This is a genomic window from Nocardioides sp. GCM10027114, assembly GCF_042659625.1.
GTDB lineage: Bacteria > Actinomycetota > Actinomycetes > Propionibacteriales > Nocardioidaceae > Nocardioides.
In genome coordinates, this window is the sequence record NZ_JBHSSS010000013.1 from 102,421 (window position 1) to 125,011 (window position 22,591).

16 protein-coding genes are annotated in these 22,591 nt (G+C 73.4%); 11 read left to right on the forward strand and 5 right to left on the reverse strand.

Annotated elements, in window-relative coordinates; genetic code table 11:
• Positions 1 to 29: 29 nt before the first annotated feature.
• The 6 genes from ACFP2E_RS07550 (at position 30) to ACFP2E_RS07575 (ending at position 7,737) form a co-directional block, all read left to right on the forward strand.
• On the forward strand, positions 30 to 761 hold the full coding sequence (locus tag ACFP2E_RS07550) for a PAS domain-containing protein (protein WP_378524785.1): 732 nt from the start codon (positions 30 to 32) through the stop codon (positions 759 to 761).
• A 104-nt stretch (positions 762 to 865) separates the two neighbouring features.
• The gene (locus ACFP2E_RS07555) at positions 866 to 1,669 is read left to right on the forward strand and encodes a hypothetical protein (protein WP_378524786.1); all 804 of its coding nucleotides are present in this window, start codon (positions 866 to 868) and stop codon (positions 1,667 to 1,669) included.
• Complete coding sequence (locus tag ACFP2E_RS07560) at positions 1,666 to 4,098, forward strand: hypothetical protein (RefSeq protein WP_378524787.1); 2,433 nt, start codon at positions 1,666 to 1,668, stop codon at positions 4,096 to 4,098. The genes ACFP2E_RS07555 and ACFP2E_RS07560 overlap by 4 nt, the downstream gene beginning before the upstream one ends.
• Before the next feature lie 117 nt (positions 4,099 to 4,215).
• Positions 4,216 to 6,870, forward strand: coding sequence for a response regulator (locus ACFP2E_RS07565; protein ID WP_378524788.1), 2,655 nt, complete (start codon positions 4,216 to 4,218; stop codon positions 6,868 to 6,870).
• The gene (locus tag ACFP2E_RS07570) at positions 6,848 to 7,213 is read left to right on the forward strand and encodes an Hpt domain-containing protein (protein WP_378524789.1); all 366 of its coding nucleotides are present in this window, start codon (positions 6,848 to 6,850) and stop codon (positions 7,211 to 7,213) included. The genes ACFP2E_RS07565 and ACFP2E_RS07570 overlap by 23 nt, the downstream gene beginning before the upstream one ends.
• Positions 7,214 to 7,290: 77 nt before the next feature.
• Entirely contained in the window at positions 7,291 to 7,737 is a 447-nt protein-coding gene (locus ACFP2E_RS07575; RefSeq protein WP_378524790.1) for a DUF5709 domain-containing protein, read from the forward strand.
• 50 nt (positions 7,738 to 7,787) lie between these two features.
• Here the strand turns inward: ACFP2E_RS07575 and ACFP2E_RS07580 are convergent, their stop codons facing one another.
• On the reverse strand, positions 7,788 to 8,111 hold the full coding sequence (locus tag ACFP2E_RS07580) for a hypothetical protein (RefSeq protein ID WP_378524791.1): 324 nt from the start codon (positions 8,109 to 8,111) through the stop codon (positions 7,788 to 7,790).
• A gap of 219 nt (positions 8,112 to 8,330) precedes the next feature.
• Here ACFP2E_RS07580 and ACFP2E_RS07585 point away from each other — a divergent pair, with 219 nt between their 5' ends.
• The 4 genes from ACFP2E_RS07585 to ACFP2E_RS07600 all read left to right on the forward strand — a co-directional run bounded on the left by ACFP2E_RS07585 (position 8,331) and on the right by ACFP2E_RS07600 (position 16,070).
• The gene (locus ACFP2E_RS07585) at positions 8,331 to 10,130 is read left to right on the forward strand and encodes a SpoIIE family protein phosphatase (RefSeq protein ID WP_378524792.1); all 1,800 of its coding nucleotides are present in this window, start codon (positions 8,331 to 8,333) and stop codon (positions 10,128 to 10,130) included.
• 33 nt (positions 10,131 to 10,163) lie between these two features.
• A complete protein-coding gene (locus ACFP2E_RS07590) occupies positions 10,164 to 13,376 on the forward strand; it encodes a response regulator (RefSeq protein ID WP_378524793.1) in 3,213 nt (1,070 codons plus the stop codon).
• A 64-nt stretch (positions 13,377 to 13,440) separates the two neighbouring features.
• Entirely contained in the window at positions 13,441 to 14,853 is a 1,413-nt protein-coding gene (locus ACFP2E_RS07595; RefSeq protein ID WP_378524794.1) for a hypothetical protein, read from the forward strand.
• 134 nt (positions 14,854 to 14,987) lie between these two features.
• On the forward strand, positions 14,988 to 16,070 hold the full coding sequence (locus ACFP2E_RS07600; RefSeq protein WP_378524795.1) for a Glu/Leu/Phe/Val dehydrogenase: 1,083 nt from the start codon (positions 14,988 to 14,990) through the stop codon (positions 16,068 to 16,070).
• 194 nt (positions 16,071 to 16,264) lie between these two features.
• On the opposite strand, the gene ACFP2E_RS07605 is transcribed toward ACFP2E_RS07600, so the two are convergent.
• The 3 genes from ACFP2E_RS07605 to purF form a co-directional block, all read right to left on the reverse strand.
• Positions 16,265 to 16,453 (reverse strand): DUF3073 domain-containing protein, encoded by a 189-nt coding sequence (locus ACFP2E_RS07605; RefSeq protein ID WP_378524796.1) that lies wholly within the window; start codon positions 16,451 to 16,453, stop codon positions 16,265 to 16,267.
• Between the two features lie 199 nt (positions 16,454 to 16,652).
• Entirely contained in the window at positions 16,653 to 17,741 is a 1,089-nt protein-coding gene (gene purM / locus ACFP2E_RS07610) for a phosphoribosylformylglycinamidine cyclo-ligase (protein ID WP_378524797.1), read from the reverse strand.
• A 26-nt stretch (positions 17,742 to 17,767) separates the two neighbouring features.
• The gene (gene purF, locus ACFP2E_RS07615) at positions 17,768 to 19,312 is read right to left on the reverse strand and encodes an amidophosphoribosyltransferase (protein ID WP_378524798.1); all 1,545 of its coding nucleotides are present in this window, start codon (positions 19,310 to 19,312) and stop codon (positions 17,768 to 17,770) included.
• A gap of 123 nt (positions 19,313 to 19,435) precedes the next feature.
• Between purF and ACFP2E_RS07620 the strand changes: the two genes are divergently transcribed.
• Entirely contained in the window at positions 19,436 to 21,223 is a 1,788-nt protein-coding gene (locus ACFP2E_RS07620) for a sensor histidine kinase (protein WP_378524799.1), read from the forward strand.
• A gap of 24 nt (positions 21,224 to 21,247) precedes the next feature.
• Here the strand turns inward: ACFP2E_RS07620 and ACFP2E_RS07625 are convergent, their stop codons facing one another.
• A complete protein-coding gene (locus tag ACFP2E_RS07625) occupies positions 21,248 to 22,588 on the reverse strand; it encodes a dipeptidase (protein WP_378524800.1) in 1,341 nt (446 codons plus the stop codon).
• Positions 22,589 to 22,591 lie beyond the last annotated feature (3 nt).

Consider the following 22,591-nt stretch of genomic DNA (forward strand, 5'->3'; position numbering starts at 1 on the left):
CGCCACCCGTCCTGGCCGACGATGGCGGCATGGCGCACCCCGCGATCACCCGCACCGAGCAGCTGGCAGCGCTCGGCCACGCCGTGATCACCACCGACGTCGAGGGGACGGTCGTCGACTGGAACCCCGCGGCGGAGGAGCTCTACGGCTGGACCGCCGCGGAGGCCATCGGGAAGCCCATCACGACGCTCAGCGTCCCCGACCTCGCGCGCGACGTCGCCGAGGAGATCATGGACGCGCTGCGTGCCGGCGAGTCGTGGTCGGGGAGCTTCCCGGTGCGAGACCGCGACGGGCGGGTCTTCCCGGCCCTGGTCACCGACACCGGGGTGTTCCGCGACGGGGAGCTCGTGGGGATCGTCGGTGTCTCGACCCACCTCGGCACGGCCATCCGACCGCTGCTCGAGCGCTCCGCCGATGCCGCTCTGCTGCTGCGCCCCGACGCCGTGATCATGTTCGCGAGCCCGGCCGTCCGACGGCTGTTCCACTGGGACGAGGACGAGCTGGTGGGCACCTCGTTCCTCGACCTCGTGCACCCTGACTACCGGCCCCGGCTCGCGGCCTTCATCGAGGGCCTCCCGGGCGCCGACCGGCCGCGCCCGGTCCAGGAGGTGCGGGTACGCCGCGACGACGGCTGGTCGTGGGCGGAGGCGGCGTTCACGAGCTTCCTCGACGACCAGCTGGTACGCGGCCTCGTCTGCAACCTGCGGCGCAGCCTGGCCCACTGGGACCCCGAGGAGCCGGCCGCGCCCGACGGGTCCTGACCCCGCCGAAAGGCTTCACCTGCGCAACGGTTTCTCCTCGACCACGCCCGGGTAATGAGCCGGCACAGGGCCCGACCCGCGGGTCCCGGACCGAAGGGGGACCCATGCCCGAGGAGCCCATGCGTGACGAGCGCCGCGGCCTCACCCCGGCCGAGCTCGAGGCGGAGAGCGCGACCGCGCTGCCCGACAAGGAGGTCGTCTCGATCCTCGACCTCAACGCGGACCTCGACCTGGCCATCGACGCCGCCGCCCCGATCGATCTCGGCGTCGCCGCGAACGCCAACGTCGCCGCCCCGATCGACGCGGCCGTCGGCGCCAACGTGCTGTCGGAGGGCTCCACGGCCCAGGCCCTGGCCGACCAGGGGGTCATGATCAACCAGGAGGTCACGGCCGACGCGACGGCCAACGCGACCCAGGACAGCACCCTCGAGCAGGGCGCGGCCCCCGCCGCGGACGGCCCGGTCACCGACCAGCCCACCAGCACCGCCCAGTCGCCCGACGGGGCCGACGGCACCACGACCGGTACGACGTCCGGCCTCGACGGGGTGACCGACGGTGCCGGCGGGGTCACGGACGGCGTGACCGACGGCGTGACCGACGGCGTGACCGACGGCGTGACCGACGGGGTGGGCAGCGAGCTCGGCGGCCTGACCGACGGAAACCTGCTCGACGTGAACGTCGACCTCAACGGCGACGCCAACCTCGCCGCGCCCGTCAACGGCGCGATCGCGGCCAACGCCAACGTCGCCGCGCCCATCGACGCCGCCGTCGCGGCCAACGTGGGCTCGATCGACAGCGACGCCGTCGCCGTCGCCCAGCAGGACGCCATCATCAACCAGTCCATCGACGGCTCGGCCGAGGCCACGAGCGACCAGACCTCCGACATCAGCCAGCCCGACCAGCCGTGACCGACGCGGTCCTCCCCCCGGTCGCCGACCAGCGCGTCGGCTCCGGGGAGGGCCCGCCGCCGGCGCGCGCCGACGGCGTCGTCCTCATGGGCGAGATGGCGGGGTCCGGCTACCGGACCCCGCCCTCGCTCGCACGCCGTGCCGACGGGCAGGTCGTGCAGCTCACCCCGCTCCTCTACGCCACCCTGACGGCGCTCGACGGCCATCGCGACCACGCCCAGGTGGCCTCGGCCGTCGCCGCTGCCACCGGCCGCCCGGTGTCCGCCGACAACGTCGCGACCCTGCTCGACAAGCTGCGTCCGCTCGGGCTCGCGACCCGGGCCGACGGCTCTCAGCCCGAGCTGCCGCGGACGGACCCGCTGCTCGGCCTCCGGCTGCGCGTGGCCGTCACCGACCCCGAGCGCACGCGCCGGATCACCGCCCCGTTCGCCCGGCTGTTCCACCCCGTCGTCGCTGTCCCGGTGCTGGCGCTCTTCGCCCTCGTCGCGTGGTGGGTGCTCCTCGAGAAGGGACTCGCCTCCGCCACCCACGAGGCGTTCGCCCGCCCGGGCCTGCTGCTCGCCGTCCTGGGCCTGACCGTCCTCTCGGCCGGTTTCCACGAGTTCGGCCACGCGGCCGCGGCCCGCCGCGGCGGCGCCGACCCCGGCGTCATGGGGGCCGGGCTCTACCTCATCTGGCCGGCCTTCTACACCGACGTCACCGACTCCTACCGCCTCGGCCGGGGCGGCCGGCTGCGGACCGACCTCGGCGGCCTCTACTTCAACGCCATCGTCGCCGTGCTCACCGCCGGCGTGTGGTGGCTGACCCGGTACGACGCGGTGCTGCTGCTGGTGGTCACCCAGGTGCTGCAGATGATCCGGCAGCTGCTGCCGCTCGTCCGTTTCGACGGCTACCACGTGCTCGCCGACCTCACCGGCGTCCCGGACCTCTTCGCGCGCATCGGCCCCACGCTGCGCAGCCTGCTTCCCTGGCGGGGCACCGACCCCGAGGCCCGGGCGCTCAAGCCGTGGGCCCGCGCGGTCGTCACGACGTGGGTGCTCGTCGTCGTGCCGCTGCTGGCGACCGTGGTCGTGCTGATGGTGCTGGCGCTGCCGCGGGTGGTCGGCACCGCTTGGGCCAGCGCCGGCCGGCAGCAGGACCTCATGGTCGCCGCGTTCGGCGACGGCGACCCCGTGGGCGGCCTGGGCCGCCTCGTCGCCATGGTCGTGGTGACCCTGCCGATCGTGGCCTTCGGCTACCTGCTGGTCCGCCTCGTTCGGCAGGTCGGCGGCGCCGTCTGGCGTCGTACCGACGGCCGGCCGCTGCAGCGGGCACTGGCCGTGCTGACGGCACTGGCCCTGCTGGCCGCCCTGGTCTGGGCCTGGTGGCCCTCCGAGGACCGCTACCGCCCGATCCAGGCCTACGAGCGCGGGGCGCTCACCGATGTGGTCGCCCTGGCGCGCCCGGCGGCCGGGGTCGACGTGGGCAGCCGGGGCACCGGCACGGTGCTCTGGCCCGACGGTCAGCCGCTGCCCACGCCCGACCGGCCGCAGCTTGCCGCGGTCCTGGTGCCCGTCGGCGGCGACGCCACGGCCGAGCCGGGGACGTCGCCCGGCGGCGACGGCACGCTCACCGAGGGCGAGACCGGCCAGGCGGGCGACGGCACCTGGATCTTCCCCTTCGACCAGCCGCTCGCACCGGACCCCGGTGACAACCAGGCCCTCGCGGTCAACACCACCGACGACACCGCCCGGTACGCCGTGGCGTTCGCGCTCGTGTGGGCGGACGGGGACCAGCCGGCCCTCAACACCAACGAGGCCTACGCGATCGCCAGCTGCACCGGCTGCGCCGCGGTCGCGGTCGCCTTCCAGGTCGTCCTCGTGGTCGGGGAGACCGACGTGGCGGTGCCGCAGAACATCTCGGTGGCGGCCAACCACGAGTGCACCAGCTGCCTGACCTACTCCCTCGCCGTCCAGCTGTTCGCGACCCTCGACGGGCCGCTCAGCCCCGAGGCCACCGCCCGGATCGAGGAGGTGTGGGCGGAGGTCCTCGCCTACGGCTCGGGGATCGCCGGCGTGCCGCTCGACCGGATCCAGGCCGACCTCACCGCGTTCGAGGCCGAGATCCTGGCCATCATCGAGGCCGACCAGGGCCTGTCCTCGGGGGACCCGAACGACCCGTCCGGCTCGCCGAGCCCGACCGGGCCGTCCAACTCCACGTCACCGTCGCCCTCGCCGTCGGGCCCCTCCGACCAGCCGTCTCCCTCACCGGGCGGGTCGGCCAGTCCCTCCGGGCCCGGGACCTCGACCTCGCCCTCGGACGGCTCGACCTCCCCCAGCGGCAACCCCGACGGCAGCCCGAGCAGCAGCCCGACAGGAGCCTCCCCCAGCTCGTCGACAGGGCCCTCGCCCTCCTCCTCCCCGTCGGCGTCTCCCTCCAGCAGTCCCTGACCCGGACCGGGCCGTCGCGTGGTCAACACGGCCGGCCGAAGGTCCCGGAATCGCGGTCCCGGGCGCCCGTTCCATGACAGACTCGGCAGCGTTCTCCACGCAGACGGGGGTGCGCCGATGAGGGCGACAGGACGTAGCGCGGCAGCAGTGCTGGCGCTGGGCCTCGGGTGCGCCATCGCGTACCTGTTCCTTCCGAGGGGCAGTACCGCCCAGGTCGCGCTGTGGTTCGTGCCGCTGCTCACCTCGGTCGCGCTGCTGGCCTGGCGAACTGCGACATCGCCGCCCGGTCGCAGGACCGCACGCTCACTGCTGCTCGCGGGACTGCTGGTCTACCTGGTCGCCAGCATGGGCTGGTACGCCCCGGCCCTGCTGGGCCACACCAACCCGTTCCCCTCATGGGTGGACCTCGCCTACTACACCGCGTACGCGCTGTTCCTGGCAGCGCTGGCCGTCATCATCAGGCGCCGCGCCCTCTCCGGTGACCGACTCGAGGCCCGACTGGCGCTCACCGACACCCTGGTCGTGACCGCGGCCGCCGGCTCCCTGCTGTGGGGTCTGGCCATCGAGCCCAACCTGGGCAACGGCGCAAGCACCCTCGTCACCTGGGCCGCGATCGCCTACCCCCTGTGGACCCTGGCCCTGCTGTGCGCAGCAACCCGGCTGGCCGTGTCAGGCCGCTTCCTCAACTCCGTCCCCGGCGGCCTGCTGCTGGCCTGGATCGGCATCGAGGTGCTCGCCGACATCGGGTACGCCGCGATGTCGACCGCGGGCGAGTTCCAGTACGGCACGGCCCTCTCGGCCGCGTGGATGGTCTCCCACGCCTTCCTTGCCGCACTCGCCGTCCATCCCGGCCTCGACGCAGTGATGGAGCCGTTCCCGGCGGTCCCGCGCACCGCTCGGAACCAGCCGGCCGTCCGGCAGGGCCGGCTGCTCCTGCTGCTCAGCGTCGCCCTCGTCCCGCTCGCACTCATCGCCCGTGATGCTGACCCCAGCCCGGTGCTGGTCGCGGCCTGCGCCGTCACCTTCGCCCTCGTCGTGGTGCGGCTCTCGCTGCTCACCGGCGACCTGCAGGAGCAGCGGCGCCTGTCCCGCGAGCTGGACGAGACGGCGGCCGCGCTGCGGGAGTCCAACGTGCGGCTCGCCCGGGCCGACGCCGCCAAGTCCGACTTCCTCGCGACGATGAGTCACGAGATCCGCACGCCCATGAACGCCGTCATCGGCATGACGGGCCTGCTGCTCGAGACGCGGCTCGACATGGAGCAGCGCGAGTACGCCGAGACCACCCGATCCGCCAGCGAGTCGCTGCTCGCGATCATCAACGACATCCTCGACTTCTCGAAGATCGAGGCCGGCCGCCTCGAGCTCGAGCGGGAGCCCTACCGGCTCGACGAGTGCGTGGAGTCGGCCGTCGACCTCGTCGCCCCACAGGCCGCGGCGAAGGGGCTCCAGCTCACGTTGCTCATCGACCGGCACTGCCCTGCCGCGATGATCGGCGACGTGACCCGGGTCCGGCAGATCCTGGTGAACCTGCTCGGCAACGCCGTGAAGTTCACCGACGAGGGTGAGGTCCAGGTCCGCGTCGAGCCCCACGACGACGAGCTCGCCATCCGCGTGCGGGACACCGGAGTGGGAATTCCGTCCGACCGGCATGCCAGCCTCTTCGACGCCTTCGAACAGGGTGACTCGTCCACCACCCGGACCCACGGTGGGACTGGTCTCGGGCTCGCCATCAGCCGACGCCTGGCGCGCGCCATGGGCGGCGAGCTGTCCGTCGAGAGCCGCCCCGGCCAAGGCTCCACCTTCCTGCTGACGCTTCCCGACACGGCGTACCACGGCCAGCTGGAGCGCGAGCACGAGCCGACCACGAGCGTGGCCGGCAAGCGGGTGCTGGTGGTCGACGACAACGAGACCAACCGCAAGGTGCTCTCGTACCAGCTCGCCACCTGGGACATGACCTGCCGGTGCACCGGCGATCCCCAGGAGGCACTCCGATGGCTGCGGGACGGCGAACGCTTCGACGTGGCAGTCATCGACTACCAGATGCCGGGCCTCGACGGCATCGGCTTCGCCGGAGTGCTCCGTCGGCTGCAGCTCCCTGAGCCACCCCCCCTGGTGCTGTCCACCTCGCTCGGCGAGCAGCGGGCGCGGGACGTGACGTCGTTCGCGGCCGTGGTGACGAAGCCGGTGAAGTCCTCGGCTCTGCATGACGCGCTGGCCACGGCGCTCGCCGGTCCCACAGTGCGCGACGGCCGGCCCCCGCTGCCCGGCGCCCCGGCGCGCCAGCACCTCCGTGTTCTCGTGGTCGAGGACAACCTGGTCAACCAGAAGCTCGCGGTGCGTGTGCTGGAGAAGATGGGCTTCCGCCCCGACGTGGCCGCCAACGGCGTCGAGGCCCTGCAGTCGGTGGACCGTCAGCGCTACGACGTGCTGCTGATGGACGTGCAGATGCCCGAGATGGACGGCCTCGAGGCGACCCGGCAGATCCGGGCCCGCGCGGGTCACCAGCCCTACATCATCGCGATGACCGCCAACGCGTTCAGCGAGGACCGCCAGGAGTGCCTCGAGGCCGGCATGGACGAGTACCTCAGCAAGCCGCTCCGGCGGGACGCGCTGGCCCGGATGCTGATCGCCCTGAGCAACCAGACGCCGGTGCCAGCCGGTGACCATGCCCGCCAGGCCGCGGCGGAGGCGGACCCCGTTCCCGTCGCACCCGTGGCAGCACCCACCGACGACCACCCCGGAGGAGACGATGACGAACACGTCCGAGCCTGACCTGCCGCTCCTCGACCCGAGTGCCCTCGAGACGCTGCGCGGCGCGCTCGGTGAGGAGGTCGTCACCGACCTGGTCGAGACGTTCCTCTCCGAGACCCCGGCGCTGGTCCACCGGCTCACCGAGTCGGCGGCGGTCGGCGACGGGGAGGCGGTCGCAGCCAGCGCGCACAGCATCCGGGGCAGCGCGTCCAACTTCGGGGCTGCCCGGCTCGTGGCCGTCGCCGGGGAGCTCGAGCGCGCCGGCGCGGCCGGCACGGCCGTCGAGGGCTACGTCGAGGCCTTAACCCGGGCGTTCCACGACACCGCGGCCGCCCTCACCGAGTACGCCGCCGCACTGCGCTGACAGCCGTCCTCGGAGGCGGGGCGTGACGCCGACCACGCGGGGGTGGTGAACCCGGGGCGTCGGGGTACGCAGCCGTCATGAGCGAGCAGGACCCCGAGACCTACCACGACTACAGCGTCGACGACGAGGACCAGCCGCAGGCGTCGGGCGACAGCCTGGCCGACGACCGCGGACTCGCGGAGCCGCTGGACGAGGGTTACTCCCCGCCGGAGCGCTGGTCCGCCGGGCAGGGCTACGGCAACACCCCCCGCGAGGAGCTCGAGGGCGAGTCCCTCGACCAGCGGGTGGCGCAGGAGGTGCCGGAGCCGGACCCGTACGAGCAGGCCGCCCGGGAGGCGGCCGACCCGGACCGGGACGTGACCGGCGGCGAGGTCGGCGACGACCGGGCCGGCCGGCTGGTCGCCCCTGACGAGGGGGCACACCCCGACGCCGAGAAGGACCTCGTGGCCGAGGACGTCGGCGTCGACGGTGCCGCGGCGGGGGCCGAGGAGGCCGCCGTCCACGTGGTGCCCGAGGACGACTGAGCCGTCGCCCTCCGCCGCTCGACTCAGGCCGGGTGGCTCGGCCGCGCGACTCAGGCCGCGTGCTTGCAGGTGGCGCAGGAGCAGTCCTCGCACACGCAGTTCGCGCACGCGTCGCCGCCGCAGTGGGCGCACGAGCAGGTGCTGTGGTTGCACGTCGGACAGGTGCAGTCGGAGCACTCGCAGCGGGCGCAGTCGTCCGTGCACTCGGCACACGAGCACTTGGTGCACTCGTCGTAGTGCCCGTCGTGCTCGTGGTGCAGGTGGCCGTCGTGCACGTAGTCGACGTGGTCCTGGTGGACGACCGCCTCGTGGCCGCAGCCCGGACCGTGGGTGTGGTGGTGCGACTCGGCGGGGCGGTGGTCGGTGATCGTCACGGGGGCTCCTGCTGAGGTCGTCGAGACAGGTCCGGGGACTCCCCCGCGCGCACCCCGCGACTCGATGATCCTCATGCCGCGGGGCGTCGTCCACGAGGACCAGACCACCCTCGCGACCCGGCGGTCCACCAAGACCTGGCTTCCGGTGCGCTGCGCGCCAGTTCGCGTCACAATGGCCCGAGGACCGGTCCTCGCCCCCACCCGGTCGCGGGAGGTGCCATGCAGCGCATGGTCGACGAGCTGCAGCTCCTGCAGGCCCTGCAGTGGAGCATCCTGGCCACCGACGTCGAGGGCCGCATCACGTTCGCCAACGAGCCGGCCTGCGCCCTGTACGGCGAGCGCGGCACCCTGCTCGGCCGGCCGGTCACGGACCTGGTGACCAACCCGCGCCAGGCCGACGCGCTGCGGGCGGGGATCGGTCACGTGCTCGCCGTGGGGGGCCGCTGGCGGGAGGACCTGCCGGTCGCACGCGCCGACGGCTCCACCCTCCTCGCTGCGGTGACCGCCACGCCCCTGCACGACACCACCGGCGCGGTCACCGGCGTCGTGGTGGCCTCCGAGGACGTCACCGACGCACGGCTGGGCGAGGCGGAGGCGGCGTCGAGCGAGCAGCGGCTCCGGCTGGCGCACCGCGCCGCCCAACTCGGCACGTGGCAGTGGGACATCCCGAGCGGCGCCGTCATCTGGGACGAGCGGCTGGAGGAGATCTTCGGGCTGGAGCCGCACACGTTCGACGGCACGTTCGAGGCCTGGCTGGCCCCGATCCACCCGGACGACCAGCAGGAGGTGCTGGACGTGGTCAACCGGGCCATGGCCGAGCGGTCGTCGTACGTCCTGAAGTACCGCGTCCGATGGCCCGACGACAGCATCCACTCCGTCGAAGCCTGGGGCCAGGTCACCACCGACGCGGCCGGCGAGCCGACCGGCACCATCGGCTGCGTCCGGGACATGACCAGCGAGGTCGAGGCGCGCGCGGCACTGGCCCGGGCGCTCACTGCACGGGAGCGCGCGGCGAACCGGATGGAGTTCCTGCTCGGAGTCTCCGCCGACCTCTCGGGCGCGGCACGACTCGACCAGGTGGCCGCCGCGCTCCGTTTCCACCTCGAGCGCTTCCGCCGGCTGTTCGCCTCCGAGGCCGAGCTCGCCGTCCCGGCCTCGCTGACCTCGCTGCGCAGCGGCCGTGACCTCACCAGGAGCGGCTACGACGACATGGCCGTCGCCGACCAGGTGCTGCTCGACGGCCTGGCCCACCAGGGCGGGGTCGCCGCCCAGCGCGCCGACCTGCTCGCCCGCACCGCGAGCATCGCCGAGCAGCTCCAGGTCAGCCTCGCCGCGAGCCCGCTTCCCGACACCCCGGCGTTCGACCTCGCGGTCCACTACGCGCCCGGGGGCGACGAGCTCGAGCACGTGGGCGGCGACTGGTACGACGCGATCGCCGGCAACGGCTCGGCCGCGACCGCCGACGACGCGGTCTCGATCATCATCGGGGACGTGATGGGGCGCGGCGTGCGGGCCGCGACCACGATGATCCGGGTCCGCGCCGGTCTCCGGGCCCTGCTCACCGAGAGCCACACCCCTGAGCGGCTGCTGGCGCTGGCGGACGAGCTGGTGCTGCGGGACGCGCCCGACCAGTTCGTGACGACCGCGGTGGCCGTGCTGGACCCGGCGGGCCGGACGGTGACCACCTGCAGCGCCGGCCACGTGCCTGCTCTCGTGGTGCAGCCGGACGGCACCACGGCCCTGCTGGGTGACGGGACCGGCATCCCGCTCGGCATCTCCGTCGGGGAGGGCCGCGCCGTCGAGTCCGCCGCGCTCGCCCCGGGCACGCTGGTCCTGATGGTGACCGACGGTGTCATCGAGTCCCGCGGCGAGGATCTCGGGCGGGGCCTCGACCGGCTGCGCAGCACCGCCGTCGAGCACCGTGACGCCCCGTTGGGCGAGCTGGTCGTCCGACTCGCCGGGCTCGCGGACGTGTCGCTTCGCGACGATGTGACCGTCGTGGCTGCAAGGATGCGGTGAGCCCAGCGATGCGCGACGGGGGAGGTGATCGGCGTGGACGCCGAGGGTGAGTTCTACCGGCAGCTCGTCGACGCCAGCCGCGACGGCCTGTGGGTCTTCGACGAGCACGGCATCACGCGGTTCGCCAACCGCCGGGTGGCTGAGCTGGTGGGCCTGACTGCCGAGGAGATGGTGGGGCTGCCCGTCGACCGGCTGCTCGACGCGGAGGGCCGGGACCAGCTGGGCATCCACCTCGCGGAGCTGGCGTCGGCGCCCGACGACGACGAGGGCGTCGACAACCTCGAGGTCCAGCTGCTGCGCCCCGACGGCAGCGCGGTCTGGGTGCTCACCAGCCACAGCCCCATCAGGGACAGCAGCGGCCGCAGGCTCGGCTGGCTCCACCGCGTCACCGACCACACCGAGCAGCGCCGCCTGCGCGAGTCACTGCGCCGTCGCGAGCAGCTGCTGGCCGACGCCCAGCAGATCGCCGGGATCGGCAGCTGGGAGTGGGACGTCACCACGGACAGCGTCACCTGGTCAGACCAGCTCTACCGCATCTACGACGTCGAGCCCGGCGAGCTCGAGGCGACGTACGCCGGCTTCCTCGAGTTCGTGCACCCGGAGGACCGCGACATCGTCACGAGCGCTGTCGGGTCGATCTTCGAGGGCGAGCAGGAGTTCGACTGGGTCGCGAGGGTGCTGCCCCGCGGGGGCGGACTGAAGCACGTGCGCGGCCTCGGCCGGGTCGAGCGCGGCCGCGACGGCGCCCCGCTTCGCATCGGCGGCACCGCCCAGGACGTCACCGAGCGGGTGCTGGCCGACCAGGCGGTCGCCGAGGCGACCCGACGGCTCCACCTGCTGCAGGCGCTCACGACCGCCGCCAACCGCAGCAGCCACCTCGACGCCGCCGTGGAGGCCGCGGCGACGACCCTCCCCCAGTTCACGCAGTGGCGCGCCGTGTGCCACCACGCCGTCCTCCCGGACGGTGGGCTCGGCGGCGTCGACCTGCGGCACACCGCCGAGGGCTGGCACGTCGACTGCGACCCGGCGCTGGCCGACCGCGCCCGCCACACCGGCGAGGTCGAGTCCGGCCCGGCGAGCGGCCACGAGGACACCCACACGCTGGTCGCGATGCCTGTCCTGCTCGAGGGCGAGGTGGTCTGCGTGCTCGAGATCGTGGCCGACGAGGCCCCGCTGAGCGACGAGGCGCGCTCCCTGGTCGCCCAGGTCTCCGCGCAGCTCGGGCAGGTGGCCCAGCGCGAGGCCGCCGCCGCCCAGCTGGCGGAGGCCCGCGACGAGGCGATGGAGGCCTCCCGGCTCAAGTCCGAGTTCCTCGCCACCATGAGCCACGAGATCCGCACCCCCATGAACGGCGTGATCGGGCTCAACGACCTGCTGCTGCGCACCGAGCTCGACGCCCACCAGCGACGCCTCGCCGAGGGGTTGCAGGGCGCCGGCCTCACCCTGCTCGGGCTGATCAACGACATCCTCGACCTGTCCAAGATCGAGGCGGGCAAGCTCGAGCTCGAGGAGGTCGACTTCGACGTCCGCGAGGTGTTCGACAAGACCGCCGCCCTCCTTGCCGGTCGCGCCCAGGACCAGGGCATCGAGCTGGTCGTGGCCTGCCACCCCGAGGTCCCGCAGCACCTCCGCGGCGACCCGGGCCGGCTCGGCCAGGTGCTGGCCAACCTCGGGTCGAACGCGGTGAAGTTCACCGAGGAGGGCGAGGTGACGATCCGCGCCGTCGTCGACCCGGACCACCCGGACCACACCGGCCGGGCAGCGGACCCCGACACAGTGGTGCTGCGGGTCGACGTGACCGACACCGGGGTCGGCATCCCGCCCGACATCCAGCCCACCCTCTTCGACGCCTTCACGCAGGCCGATCCGTCGACCACGCGCAAGCACGGCGGCACGGGCCTCGGACTCGCCATCAGCCGCCAGCTCGTGCAGGCCCTCGGCGGTCGGATCGACGTGTCGAGCGAGGTCGGCAAGGGCAGCACGTTCACCTTCACCGCGGTCCTGCAACGGGCGGAGGGCACCCCCGCCCGCAAGTCGCGGCGCACCGACCACACCCGGCTGCACGGGCGGCGGGCCCTGGTCGTGGACGACAACCGGACCAACCGGCTGATCCTGCAGGAGCAGCTGACGGCCTGGGAGATGTCCGTGGTCACCGTCGGCACGTCCGAGGAGGCGATGTCCGCGGTGCGCGACGCCACCCGGGCGGGCCGGCCCTTCGAGGTCGCGCTGCTCGACATGCTGCTGCCGGACGGCGACGGACTCGCCCTTGCGCGCGCCATCGCGGCCGGCACGCCCGGAGCCACCCCACGACTGATGCTGCTCTCCTCCGGCCAGCACGTCGATCTCGGCGCGGCCCAGTCGGCCGGGATCGCCGTATCCCTCACCAAGCCGGTGCAGCACTCCGAGCTCCTCGACCGCTTGCTCGACCTTGTCGACCACCAGCCCGAGGCAGCACCCACCCCGACGCCGTCTGCCACGCCCGCGGGGGCCGGCGGGCGGATCCTGATCGTCGAGGACAACCCGGTCAACCAGATGGTGGCCGTGGGTCTCCTGCAGAACGCCGGCTACGAGACCGACGTCGTGGACGACGGGCAGGCCGCGGTGGAGGTGCTCGCCGGCCCCCACGAGTACGACGCGGTGCTGATGGACTGCCGGATGCCCCGCATGGACGGCTTCGACGCCACCCGGCAGATCCGCTCCGACGAGGCGGGCGCAGCCCGGGTGCCGATCATCGCGATGACCGCCTCCGCGCTGGAGGGTGAGCAGGACCGCTGCCTGGCCGTCGGCATGGACGACTTCCTGACCAAGCCCGTCGACCCCGAGCGGCTGCTCCGGGTCGTGCGCCGATGGGTCGGGGGCGCCTCCGCCACGCCGGAGGCCACCACCGAGGAGGCCGCCGTGATCGACCGCGACCGGATGCGGATGCTCGACGGGCTGCGCCGCCAAGGCAGCAGCCTCTTCGAGCGGGCCTCGGACAACTTCCTCAGCCAGGCCGGCGAGGCGATGGCCGAGGTCCGCGAGGCGGCCCGGTCGGCCGACCCGATCGCCCTGTCGAACGCCGCCCACCGGCTCAAGGGCAGCGCCACCAACCTCGGGCTGCCGGCACTCGGCCTCGCGGCCAACGCGCTCGAGGAGGTCGGCCTCGGCGGCCGGGACGGCGACGTGCCCGCCCTGCTCGCCGCGCTCGAGCACGAGCTGGCGCGGGCGCTGACCGAGCTGGCCTCGCTCCGCCGGACCGGTCTCTGACCACCCACCGTCCCGGCCACCGACCGGGGCGGGTCGCCCGGCGACGGTTTGGCAGACTGGCGCGATGCTGCCGCGCTTCGAGACCGTGGGCCGGCTGCGTCCCGTCGACCTGGTCGCCCCCGGGGCGGTGCAGGTGGACGACGCGGAACCCGCGGCGGGCGAGCGCGCCACCCCCGCCCCCGCGCCGTACGTCGCGGCGGTCGCCGAGCTCGACGACGAGGCGGGCGACCCGGTCCGGATCGACCTTCTCGGCGACGACGTGCGACTGTCGGCGCACTGCGACCCCGGCCGCCGGCGCGGCTGGCTGGAGATCGACACCCTCGGGGCCACCACCCGGCACCGCAGCCGCCGGTCCGGGACAGCCCCCGCGGCGGGGCCACCCGTGTCCGCAGTGGCCCTGGTCCTGACCGGCCCGCTGGTCACCGTCCTGACGCGTGAGGGCGGCGAGTCCTGGACCGCGCGCGCCCGCTGCGACCTGCAGGACCGGGTCGACGTGCACGACGAGACGTGGCTGGCGGGCCTGCGCACCTGCCTGTCCCCGGGTACGCCCGGTGCCACGGCGGGACGCCCGCCGGTGCGGCGGCTGCTGGCCGGGGGGTTCGGCCAGCTCGGGCTGCGCGACCTGCGCCTGGTGTCGACCCTCGACGGCGAGCCGGTGCGTGACGGTGACCGGCTGCTGCTCACCGCGACCAGCGCCGGCCCGGGCTTCTTCCCCACCGCGCACACCTCGGTCTGGGCGCTCGACCCGCGCCGGCCCACGCTGGAGCACCGGGCCGACCTGTTCTTCCGCCGCCCCGACCGTCCCGGCGTCTTCGGCGACCACGCCACGCACCTCGTCCGCGACGGCGACCGCTGGCTGGTCGCCACCAGCACCTGGGCCGACTTCGACACGCAGCGCAACCCGACCGTGGCCGTGACGCTGGCCGAGACAGGGGCCGACCTGTTGCGCGGCCGCCACGTCCTCGACACCCGGGCGCTGCCGCTGCCCACGGACGGCCTGGAGTCGGTCGGGGTGTGGGACCCGCACCTGCTCCGCCACGACGACCGCTGGTACGTCGGGTTCGTCAGCGCGTCACGCTGGTTCCGGTTCCACCCCGCCCTGGCGTCCGGCCCCTCGCTGGACGAGCTGCGGCTGGACGGGGCGGCCACCGACCGCACGGCCACCGAGGGCACCACACTGGTCCGGCTCGACGACGGCTGGCACGTCCTCGCGAGCGACGGCCGGGACAACCCGCGACCCTTCCGCGCCCGCTACCCCGTCCTCGACCTCGCGCTCGAGGAGGTCGGCGTGCTGGACGCGCCGTACCCGACGAACCTGCCGTGGCCGACCCTGGTCCGGGAGCGGACCCGCGACGGCGACGGCTGGCTGCTGGTGACCTTCGACGGGACGCCCTACGGCGGTCGGCTCGTCGGCTACGGCAGCCACGGCGACGTCGTGCTCGCCCGCACCCTGCCCCCCGTGGGCCGCGAGGAGTGACGGGCGTGTGACGGACGCCCGGTTCGGTCCCGGGCCTCCGCCGTCCTACCCTTGTGAGGAAGGGCACGCGCCACCCCTGCGGCCCCGAACCGGCGCCACACACCCCCGTGGCCACACAACAGAAAGTGGGACCCATGTCTGGCACGACAGCAGACGTGTTCGAGCTCGGAGCAGAGCACGAGCAAGTCGTCTTCGCGAACGACCCGGCGACCGGCCTCAAGGCCATCATCGCTATCCACTCCACGGCCCTCGGCCCGGCGCTGGGTGGCACCCGCTTCTACCCCTACGCGTCCACGGCCGACGCGCTGCAGGACGTCCTCAACCTCTCCCGGGGCATGTCCTACAAGGCTGCCCTCGCGGGCCTCGACCTCGGCGGAGGCAAGGCGGTCATCATCGGCGACCCGGCCACGCTGAAGAGCGAGCCGCTGCTGCGGGCCTACGGCCGCTTCGTGCAGTCGCTGAACGGGCGCTACTTCACCGCCTGCGACGTCGGCACCTTCTCCGAGGACATGGACCACGTCGCCCGCGAGTGCGACTACGTCACGGGTCGCACCGTCACCCACGGCGGCGCCGGCGACAGCTCGGTGCTCACGGCGTACGGCGTCTTCCAGGGCATGCGCGCCGCGGCCGAGGTCGTCTGGGGCACCGACAGCCTGGCCGGCCGCACCGTCGGCGTCGCCGGGGTCGGCAAGGTCGGCCGCCACCTCGTGCGGCACCTGATCGAGGACGGCGCCAGCGTCGTCGTGACCGACGTGTCCGACGCGGCCGTCGCCCGGGTCCGCGACGAGTTCCCGCAGGTGGGCGTCGTGGCCGACGCCGACGAGATGGTCGCCGGCGAGCTCGACGTCTACGCCCCGTGCGCCCTCGGCGGCGCCATCACCGACGAGGTCGTCGAGGTGCTCAGCGCACGCATCGTCTGCGGTGCCGCCAACAACCAGCTCGCCCACCCGGGCATCGAGAAGGCGCTGGAGGAGAAGGGCGTGCTCTACGCGCCCGACTACTGCGTGAACTCCGGCGGCCTCATCCAGGTCGCCGACGAGCTCGAGGGCTTCTCCTTCGACCGCGCCAAGCAGCGCGCCACGGGGATCTTCGAGACCACCCGCAAGGTGTTCGAGCTCGCCGCGTCCGACGGCGTGCCGCCGGCCGTCGCGGCCGACCGGCTCGCCGAGCGCCGGATGCGGGACGTGGGCCGGCTGCGGGGGATCCACATCCGATGAGCCGACCGGGCCCGACCGAGGAGACGAGGTCGGGCCCGCGGAGGCGTCAGAGCAGGGCGGTGACCTCGTGGTCGCCGCCCTGCTTCGCGTACGGGGTTTCGACGCGCCTGTCGCGGCTTCGTTCCTCAGCCGCGGGCTTGCTCAACCTGGTCGACCGACGCCGCGGGCTCGTTCCTCGCCCTCGGCTGGTCGCCTCAGTCCCTCTGGGGGTCGGCGTAGTCGGACCAGTCGTCGTACTCGTCGGACGAGTCGACCTGGTCGCCATCGTCGCTCTTGGCGCCATGCAGCTCGTTCGCGAGAGCCGCGAAGTCCGTCTCGTGAGTGCGGTACTTCAGGTCGCGAGCGACCTTCGTCTGCTTGGCTTTTGCTCGGCCGCGCCCCATAGGGTCAGCCCCCTCGCACGCTCGGCCGGGGCCCAGACCGAGGATGGCGGGGCTCCCGGACTTCTCAACAGTTCCTCGTGGGGCCAACGCTACCTGCTCGATGGGTGTTCCCGCACACTCGCACCCGGATGTGTGAGCAGCCGGACACCGGACGGCGCCCCGGGTCGCGTCCGCCGGACTCCGGTGGTCCCTCAGCGGGTCACCAGCCGGGGTGCTGTCCGGTCAGCGTGACCCGGCCACCCTCCACGCCCTGGCCCGCCTCACGGACCTCGCCGGCCACCCACGCGTCGATCCCGTAGCCCGCGAGCAGCGCCACGGCGGCGTCCGCGTCGTCGGGGGCGGTCAGCGCGACCATGCCGACGCCGCAGTTCAGCGTCATCTCGAGGTCGGGCTGGCTCACCTCGCCCACCTGCCGCACGAGGTCGAAGACGGGCGCCGGGGTCCAGGTGGCACGGTCGATCGTCGCGCCGAGCTCGACCGGCATCACCCGTTCGAGGTTCGCGGCCAGGCCGCCGCCGGTCACGTGGGACATGGCGTGGGTAGCGGTGCGCGCGGCCAGGTCGAGGCAGGCCTTGGCGTAGATGCGGGTCGGCTCGAGCAGCTCCTCGCCGAGCGTGCGGCCGAGCTCGGGCACGTCGCGGTCGAGGCTCCAGCCCGCCTGCTTCAGCAACACGTGCCGCACGAGCGAGTAGCCGTTGGAGTGGAGGCCGCTGGACGCCATCGCGACGACCACGTCACCCGGCCGCACCCGGCCGGGCCCGAGCAGCTTGTCCGCCTCGACCACGCCGGTGGTCGCGCCGGCGACGTCGTACTCGTCGGGGCCGAGCAGGCCGGGGTGCTCGGCGGTCTCGCCACCGACGAGGGCGCAGCCGGCCTCGACGCACGCCTCGGCGATGCCCTTCACGATGGCGGCGATGCGCTCCGGCACCACCCGGCCGGTCGCGATGTAGTCGGTCATGAACAGCGGTTCGGCGCCACACACCACGAGGTCGTCGACCACCATGCCGACCAGGTCGAAGCCGATCGTGTCGTGGCGGTCCATGGCCTGCGCGATCGCGACCTTGGTGCCGACGCCGTCGGTCGAGGTCGCGAGCAGCGGCCGTTCGTAGCGGGTGAGGGCCGAGGCGTCGAACAGCCCGGCGAAGCCGCCCAGGCCGCCGATCATCTCCGGCCGCCGCGCCTTGTCGACCCAGGTCTTCATCAGCTCGATCGCCTTGTCGGCGGCCTCGATGGAGACGCCGGCCTCCGCGTAGGCGTTGCTCGGGCTGGCGGGGGCGGGGTCGGTCACGGGGGCTCCCAGTCGGGTGGGTCTGGTCACGGGTTGTTGAGCACGGGCAGCGCCTTGCCGTACGTCGGCGCCTTCAGCGAGGACTCGAGGAGGTGCTTGCCGAGCAGCGACTCGTCCGGGAGCTCGATGGGGTACTCGCCGGTGAAGCAGGCCTTGCAGAGTCGGTCCGTGGGCTGGCCGGTGGCCTCGACCATCCCCTCCAGGGAAATGTAGCCGAGGCTGTCGGCGCCGACGCTGGCGGCGATCTCCTCGACGTCGAGACCGTTGGCGATCAGCTCGGCGCGGGTCGCGAAGTCGATGCCGTAGAAGCATGGCCACTTGACCGGCGGCGACGAGATCCGCACGTGCACCTCGAGGGCGCCGGCCTCGCGGAGCATCCGGACCTGGGCGCGCTGGGTGTTGCCGCGCACGATCGAGTCGTCGACCACGACGACGCGCTTGCCGCGGATCATGTGCTCGAGGGCGTTGAGCTTGAGCCGGATGCCGAGCTGGCGCAGCGTCTGGCTGGGCTGGATGAACGTGCGGCCGACGTAGGCGTTCTTCACGAAGCCCTGGCCGAACGGGATGCCGCTCTCCTCGGCGTAGCCGGCCGCGGCGGGGGTGCCGGACTCGGGCACCGGCATCACCAGGTCGGCCTCGACGGGGTACTGGCGGGCCAGCTCGCGGCCCATCTCCACGCGCGCCTCGTGGACGCTCCGACCGCTGATCGTCGCGTCGGGGCGGGCGAGGTAGACGTACTCGAAGACGCAGCCCTTGGGCTGGGGCTCGGCGAAGCGGTGGGAGCGCAGGCCGTTCTCGTCGATGACGAGCATCTCCCCCGGCTCGACCTCGCGCACGACGCTTGCGCCGATGGTGGCCAGCGCCGCGTCCTCGCTGGCGACCACCCAGCCGCGGTCGAGGCGACCCAGGACCAGCGGCCGGATGCCCTGCGGGTCGCGCGCGGCGTAGAGGGTGTCCTCGTTCATCCAGACGAACGAGAAGGCGCCCCGAAGCTGCGGCAGCACCTCGAGGGCGCGCTGCTCGAGCCCGGAGTCAGGGTGGTGGGCGAAGAGCGCCGTCACCAGCCCGGTGTCGTTGGTCGACACCTCGACGTCCCGCCCGTGCAGCTCGAGCTCGCCGGCAGGGCCGGGCAGCGCCGCCACCATCTCCGACAGCTCGTGGGTGTTGATGAGGTTGCCGTTGTGACCCAGCGCGATGGACCCGTCCGCGGTCGGCCGGAACGTCGGCTGGGCGTTCTGCCAGGTGCTGGCGCCGGTCGTGGAGTAGCGCGAGTGGCCGATCGCCAGGTGGCCCTTGAGCGAGTCGAGAGTCGTCTCGTCGAAGACCTGCGAGACGAGGCCCATGTCCTTGTAGACGAGGATCTGGCGACCGTTGCTCACCGCGATGCCCGCCGACTCCTGGCCGCGGTGCTGGAGGGCGTAGAGCCCGAAGTAGGTGAGCTTGGCGACGTCCTCGCCGGGGGCCCAGACCCCGAAGACCCCACAGGCGTCCTGGGGTCCTTGATCCTGCGGGTCGAGGGCAGCGGTGAGGCGGCCGTCGCCGCGGGTGCGTGTCCGGGGCGGCAGTAGCACGGGTCCGAGTGTAGGGGTGCCGGGACCTTGGACCCCACTTGGCGACCGTCTGCCCGAGTTCCGGGACTGTCCCGGCCCCGGCCCGTAGCATGACCGGACCAACGACCTGGGGGGGACGTGCGGATGTCGGGAGAGACCCATCTCGTCGAGCAGGGGGACCGTGTGCCCACCTGGTCGGAAGGTCCCTCCAGCGACGCCCTGGAGCTGATCGCGGAGGGGGTCACCGAGGTCGCCGGCTTCGGCATCGCTGCCATCAGCGTCGTGCGCGACGACGGCAAGCTGGAGGTCATGGCGGTCGCCGGCAGCGAGAAGGCCCGCCTCGACCTGCGCGGCCGCCGCACGCCCATCGACACGCTGATGGCGGAGATCGCGAAGGCCGACGAGTGGGGACTGCTGCGCTTCGTCCCCCACGAGCGGCTCGACCCGACCGCCGGCGAGACCTGGGGCTGGGTCCCCGACATCAACCCCATCGACGACCCGGACGCGTGGCACCCGCTCGACCTGCTGGTCGCGCCCCTGCGCGACGATGCCGGCGTGCTGCGCGGCACGCTCGCCATCGACATGCCGGTCGACGGCCGCCGGCCGGGCGCCGAGCAGCGCCGGATGCTCCAGAAGTACGCCGAGCAGGCCGGCCGCGCCGTGCTCACCGCCCTCGAGCGCGAGCGGCTCGCCGAGAAGGTGCGGCTCGCCGAGGCGGCCCGCCAGATCGTCCGGCACGCCAGCGCCCAGCTGCGGCTGGACCGGATCGTCGCCGAGTGCTCCCAGGCAATGGTCGAGGGCTTCCAGGCCCACGGCATGTGGATCCAGACCTTCGACGAGGACGGTCTCGGCCACGGCACCATCTACGCCGCCAACGGCACCGAGGTCTCGCTCCCCGAGCAGCTCGTCGAGGTGGCCACGACGGCGGCCCAGCGGGCCTGGTCGCTGCAGCGGGTCGAGGTCGTCTCCCACGACCGCCCCCTCGGCCCGACGATCACCTCCTCGCAGGCCCAGCAGGTCCTCGAGTTCCTCGAGGGGATCGGGATCGGGTCCATCCTGTTCGCCCCCCTCGGCGCCGGGCCCGAGTGCCTCGGCAACCTCGTGCTCACCCGCACCACGGGTGCGCCGGAGTGGACCGACCACGAGTGCGCGGCCGCCCTCGACATCGGCCACGACCTCGGTCGCGCGATCCTCAACGCCCGGACCTTCGAGCGCGAGCACCACCTGGTGCAGGAGCTCCAGGCGCTCGACAGCTACAAGACCCGGCTGATCGCCACGGTGTCCCACGAGCTCAAGAACCCGCTCACCGCGGTGACCGGCCACCTCGAGATCCTCGAGGGCATCCCCGACCTGCCTGACACGGCGCGGGCCTCGGTCTCGGTGATGGAGCGCGGCGTGCGACGGATGGCCCGGATCGCGGACGACCTGCTGCTGCTGTCCAAGGTCGGCGACCCCGACTACCCGATCATCCCGGCGCCGGTCGACCTGCGTCGGGTGGTCGACGACGTGGTCGAGCTGGCGACGGTGGCCGCCTCGGCCAAGCGGCTGGAGCTTGTGGTCAGCGCCCCTGACGAGCCGGTGCTGGCCCTCGGCGACCACGACGAGCTCGACCGGGTCTGCCTCAACCTCGTCAGCAACGCCGTGAAGTACACCCCCGAGGGCCGCGGGATCCGGATCTGCCTGGCGGTCGAGGACGACCGGGTCGTGCTCGAGGTCGTCGACGAGGGCTACGGCATCTCGGCGGCGGACCAGGAGCAGCTGTTCCGGGAGTTCTTCCGCTCCACCAACCCCGAGGCGACCAAGGAGCCCGGGACCGGCCTGGGCCTCGCGATCGTCAAGCGCATCCTCGAGCGCCACGACGGCACCATCGAGGTGCGCTCCGAGCTCGGCTCCGGTAGCACCTTCCGGGTCTCGCTGCCGGCCGCACGCTGACCGCTGCCCCGGCGGGGCGGAGGGTCAGCCGCGGCCGAGCTTGTCGAGCAGCAGCGCCTCGGCGAGCACCACGCGCTCGAACTCGGCGAGGTGCAGGCCCTCGTTGGCGCCGTGGGCGCGGGTGTCGGGGTCCTCGACGCCGGTGACCAGCACGCTGGCCTCCGGGAACGCGTCGAGGAACTCGGCGATGAACGGGATCGAGCCGCCGACGCCCATGTCGACCGGCGCGGTGCCGTCCCAGGCCTCGGTGAAGGCGGCCCGGGCGGCGTCGTACGCCGGACCGGTGGCGTCGATGGCGGTGGGTTCACCGGTGTCGACGATGGTCACGTCGAGGTCGGCGCCCCACGGGACGTGCTTCTCGAGGTGGCGGCGCAGGCACTCGACGGCGTTCGCGGTGGTGTCGCCGGGAGCGATCCGCATCGAGATCTTGGCGCGAGCGGCGGGCACGAGGGTGTTGCTGGCGCCGTCGACCTGCGGCGCGTCGAGGCCGGTGATGCTGATCGCCGGCCTTGTCCAGAGCCGCTCGACGACCGGGCCCTCACCGACCCACTGGACGCCGGCGGTGGCGCCGGACTCGGCCCGGAGACGCGCCTCGGGGTACTCGACGTCGGCGGCGGGGCCGGAGTGCAGGCCCTCGACCGCGACGTTGCCGGCGTCGTCGTGCAGCGAGGCGATGAGCCGGCTCAGCGTCATCAGCGCGTCGGGGACGAGGCCGCCCCACATGCCGGAGTGGACGGCGTGGGTGAGCGTCCGGACCTCGACGTCGGCGCGGACGAGGCCGCGCAGGCTGGTGGTGAGGGCGGGCTCGCCGATGTCCCAGTTGCCGGAGTCGGCGATGACGATGACGTCGGCGGCGAGCCGGTCGTGGTGCTCCTTCAGCAGGGCCGGCAGGCTGTCGGAGCCGACCTCCTCCTCGCCCTCGATGAACATCGTGACGCTGACGGGCAGGTCGTCGCCGAAGACCCGCAGCGCACCCAGGTGGGCGGCGATGCCGGCCTTGTCGTCGGCGGCGCCGCGGGCGTAGAGGCGACCGTCACGCTCGGTGGGCTCGAACGGCGGGGAGTCCCAGTCGGCGTGGTCGTTCTCCGGCTGCACGTCGTGGTGGGCGTAGAGCAGCACGGTGGGGGCACCCTCGGGGCCCCTCTTGTGTGCGATGACCGCGGGAGCGCCGCCGTCGGCGGACACGATGTCGACAGTGTCGAAGCGCTCGGCGCGGAAGAGCTCGGCGACCGCCTCGGCGCTGCGCTGCACCTCGCCCGCACGGGCGGGGTCGGCGCTCACGGACTCGATGCGGACCAGGTCCTCGAGGTCCTTGCGGATGCCGGGAAGGACGGACTCGACCTTGGCGCGGATCTCGGCAGTCATGGG

Excerpts from the sequence above, each read along its gene's own strand:
- ACFP2E_RS07575 (WP_378524790.1), top strand. The coding sequence starts at position 7,291 with ATGAGCGAGCAGGACCCCGAGACCTACCACGACTACAGCGTCGACGAC.
- ACFP2E_RS07565 (WP_378524788.1), top strand. The coding sequence starts at position 4,216 with ATGAGGGCGACAGGACGTAGCGCGGCAGCAGTGCTGGCGCTGGGCCTC.
- ACFP2E_RS07570 (WP_378524789.1), top strand. The coding sequence starts at position 6,848 with ATGACGAACACGTCCGAGCCTGACCTGCCGCTCCTCGACCCGAGTGCC.
- ACFP2E_RS07600 (WP_378524795.1), top strand. The coding sequence starts at position 14,988 with ATGTCTGGCACGACAGCAGACGTGTTCGAGCTCGGAGCAGAGCACGAG.
- ACFP2E_RS07625 (WP_378524800.1), bottom strand. The coding sequence starts at position 22,588 with ATGACTGCCGAGATCCGCGCCAAGGTCGAGTCCGTCCTTCCCGGCATC.
- ACFP2E_RS07555 (WP_378524786.1), top strand. The coding sequence starts at position 866 with ATGCCCGAGGAGCCCATGCGTGACGAGCGCCGCGGCCTCACCCCGGCC.
- ACFP2E_RS07595 (WP_378524794.1), top strand. The coding sequence starts at position 13,441 with ATGCTGCCGCGCTTCGAGACCGTGGGCCGGCTGCGTCCCGTCGACCTG.
- ACFP2E_RS07550 (WP_378524785.1), top strand. The coding sequence starts at position 30 with ATGGCGCACCCCGCGATCACCCGCACCGAGCAGCTGGCAGCGCTCGGC.
- ACFP2E_RS07620 (WP_378524799.1), top strand. The coding sequence starts at position 19,436 with ATGTCGGGAGAGACCCATCTCGTCGAGCAGGGGGACCGTGTGCCCACC.
- ACFP2E_RS07605 (WP_378524796.1), bottom strand. The coding sequence starts at position 16,453 with ATGGGGCGCGGCCGAGCAAAAGCCAAGCAGACGAAGGTCGCTCGCGAC.
- ACFP2E_RS07585 (WP_378524792.1), top strand. The coding sequence starts at position 8,331 with ATGCAGCGCATGGTCGACGAGCTGCAGCTCCTGCAGGCCCTGCAGTGG.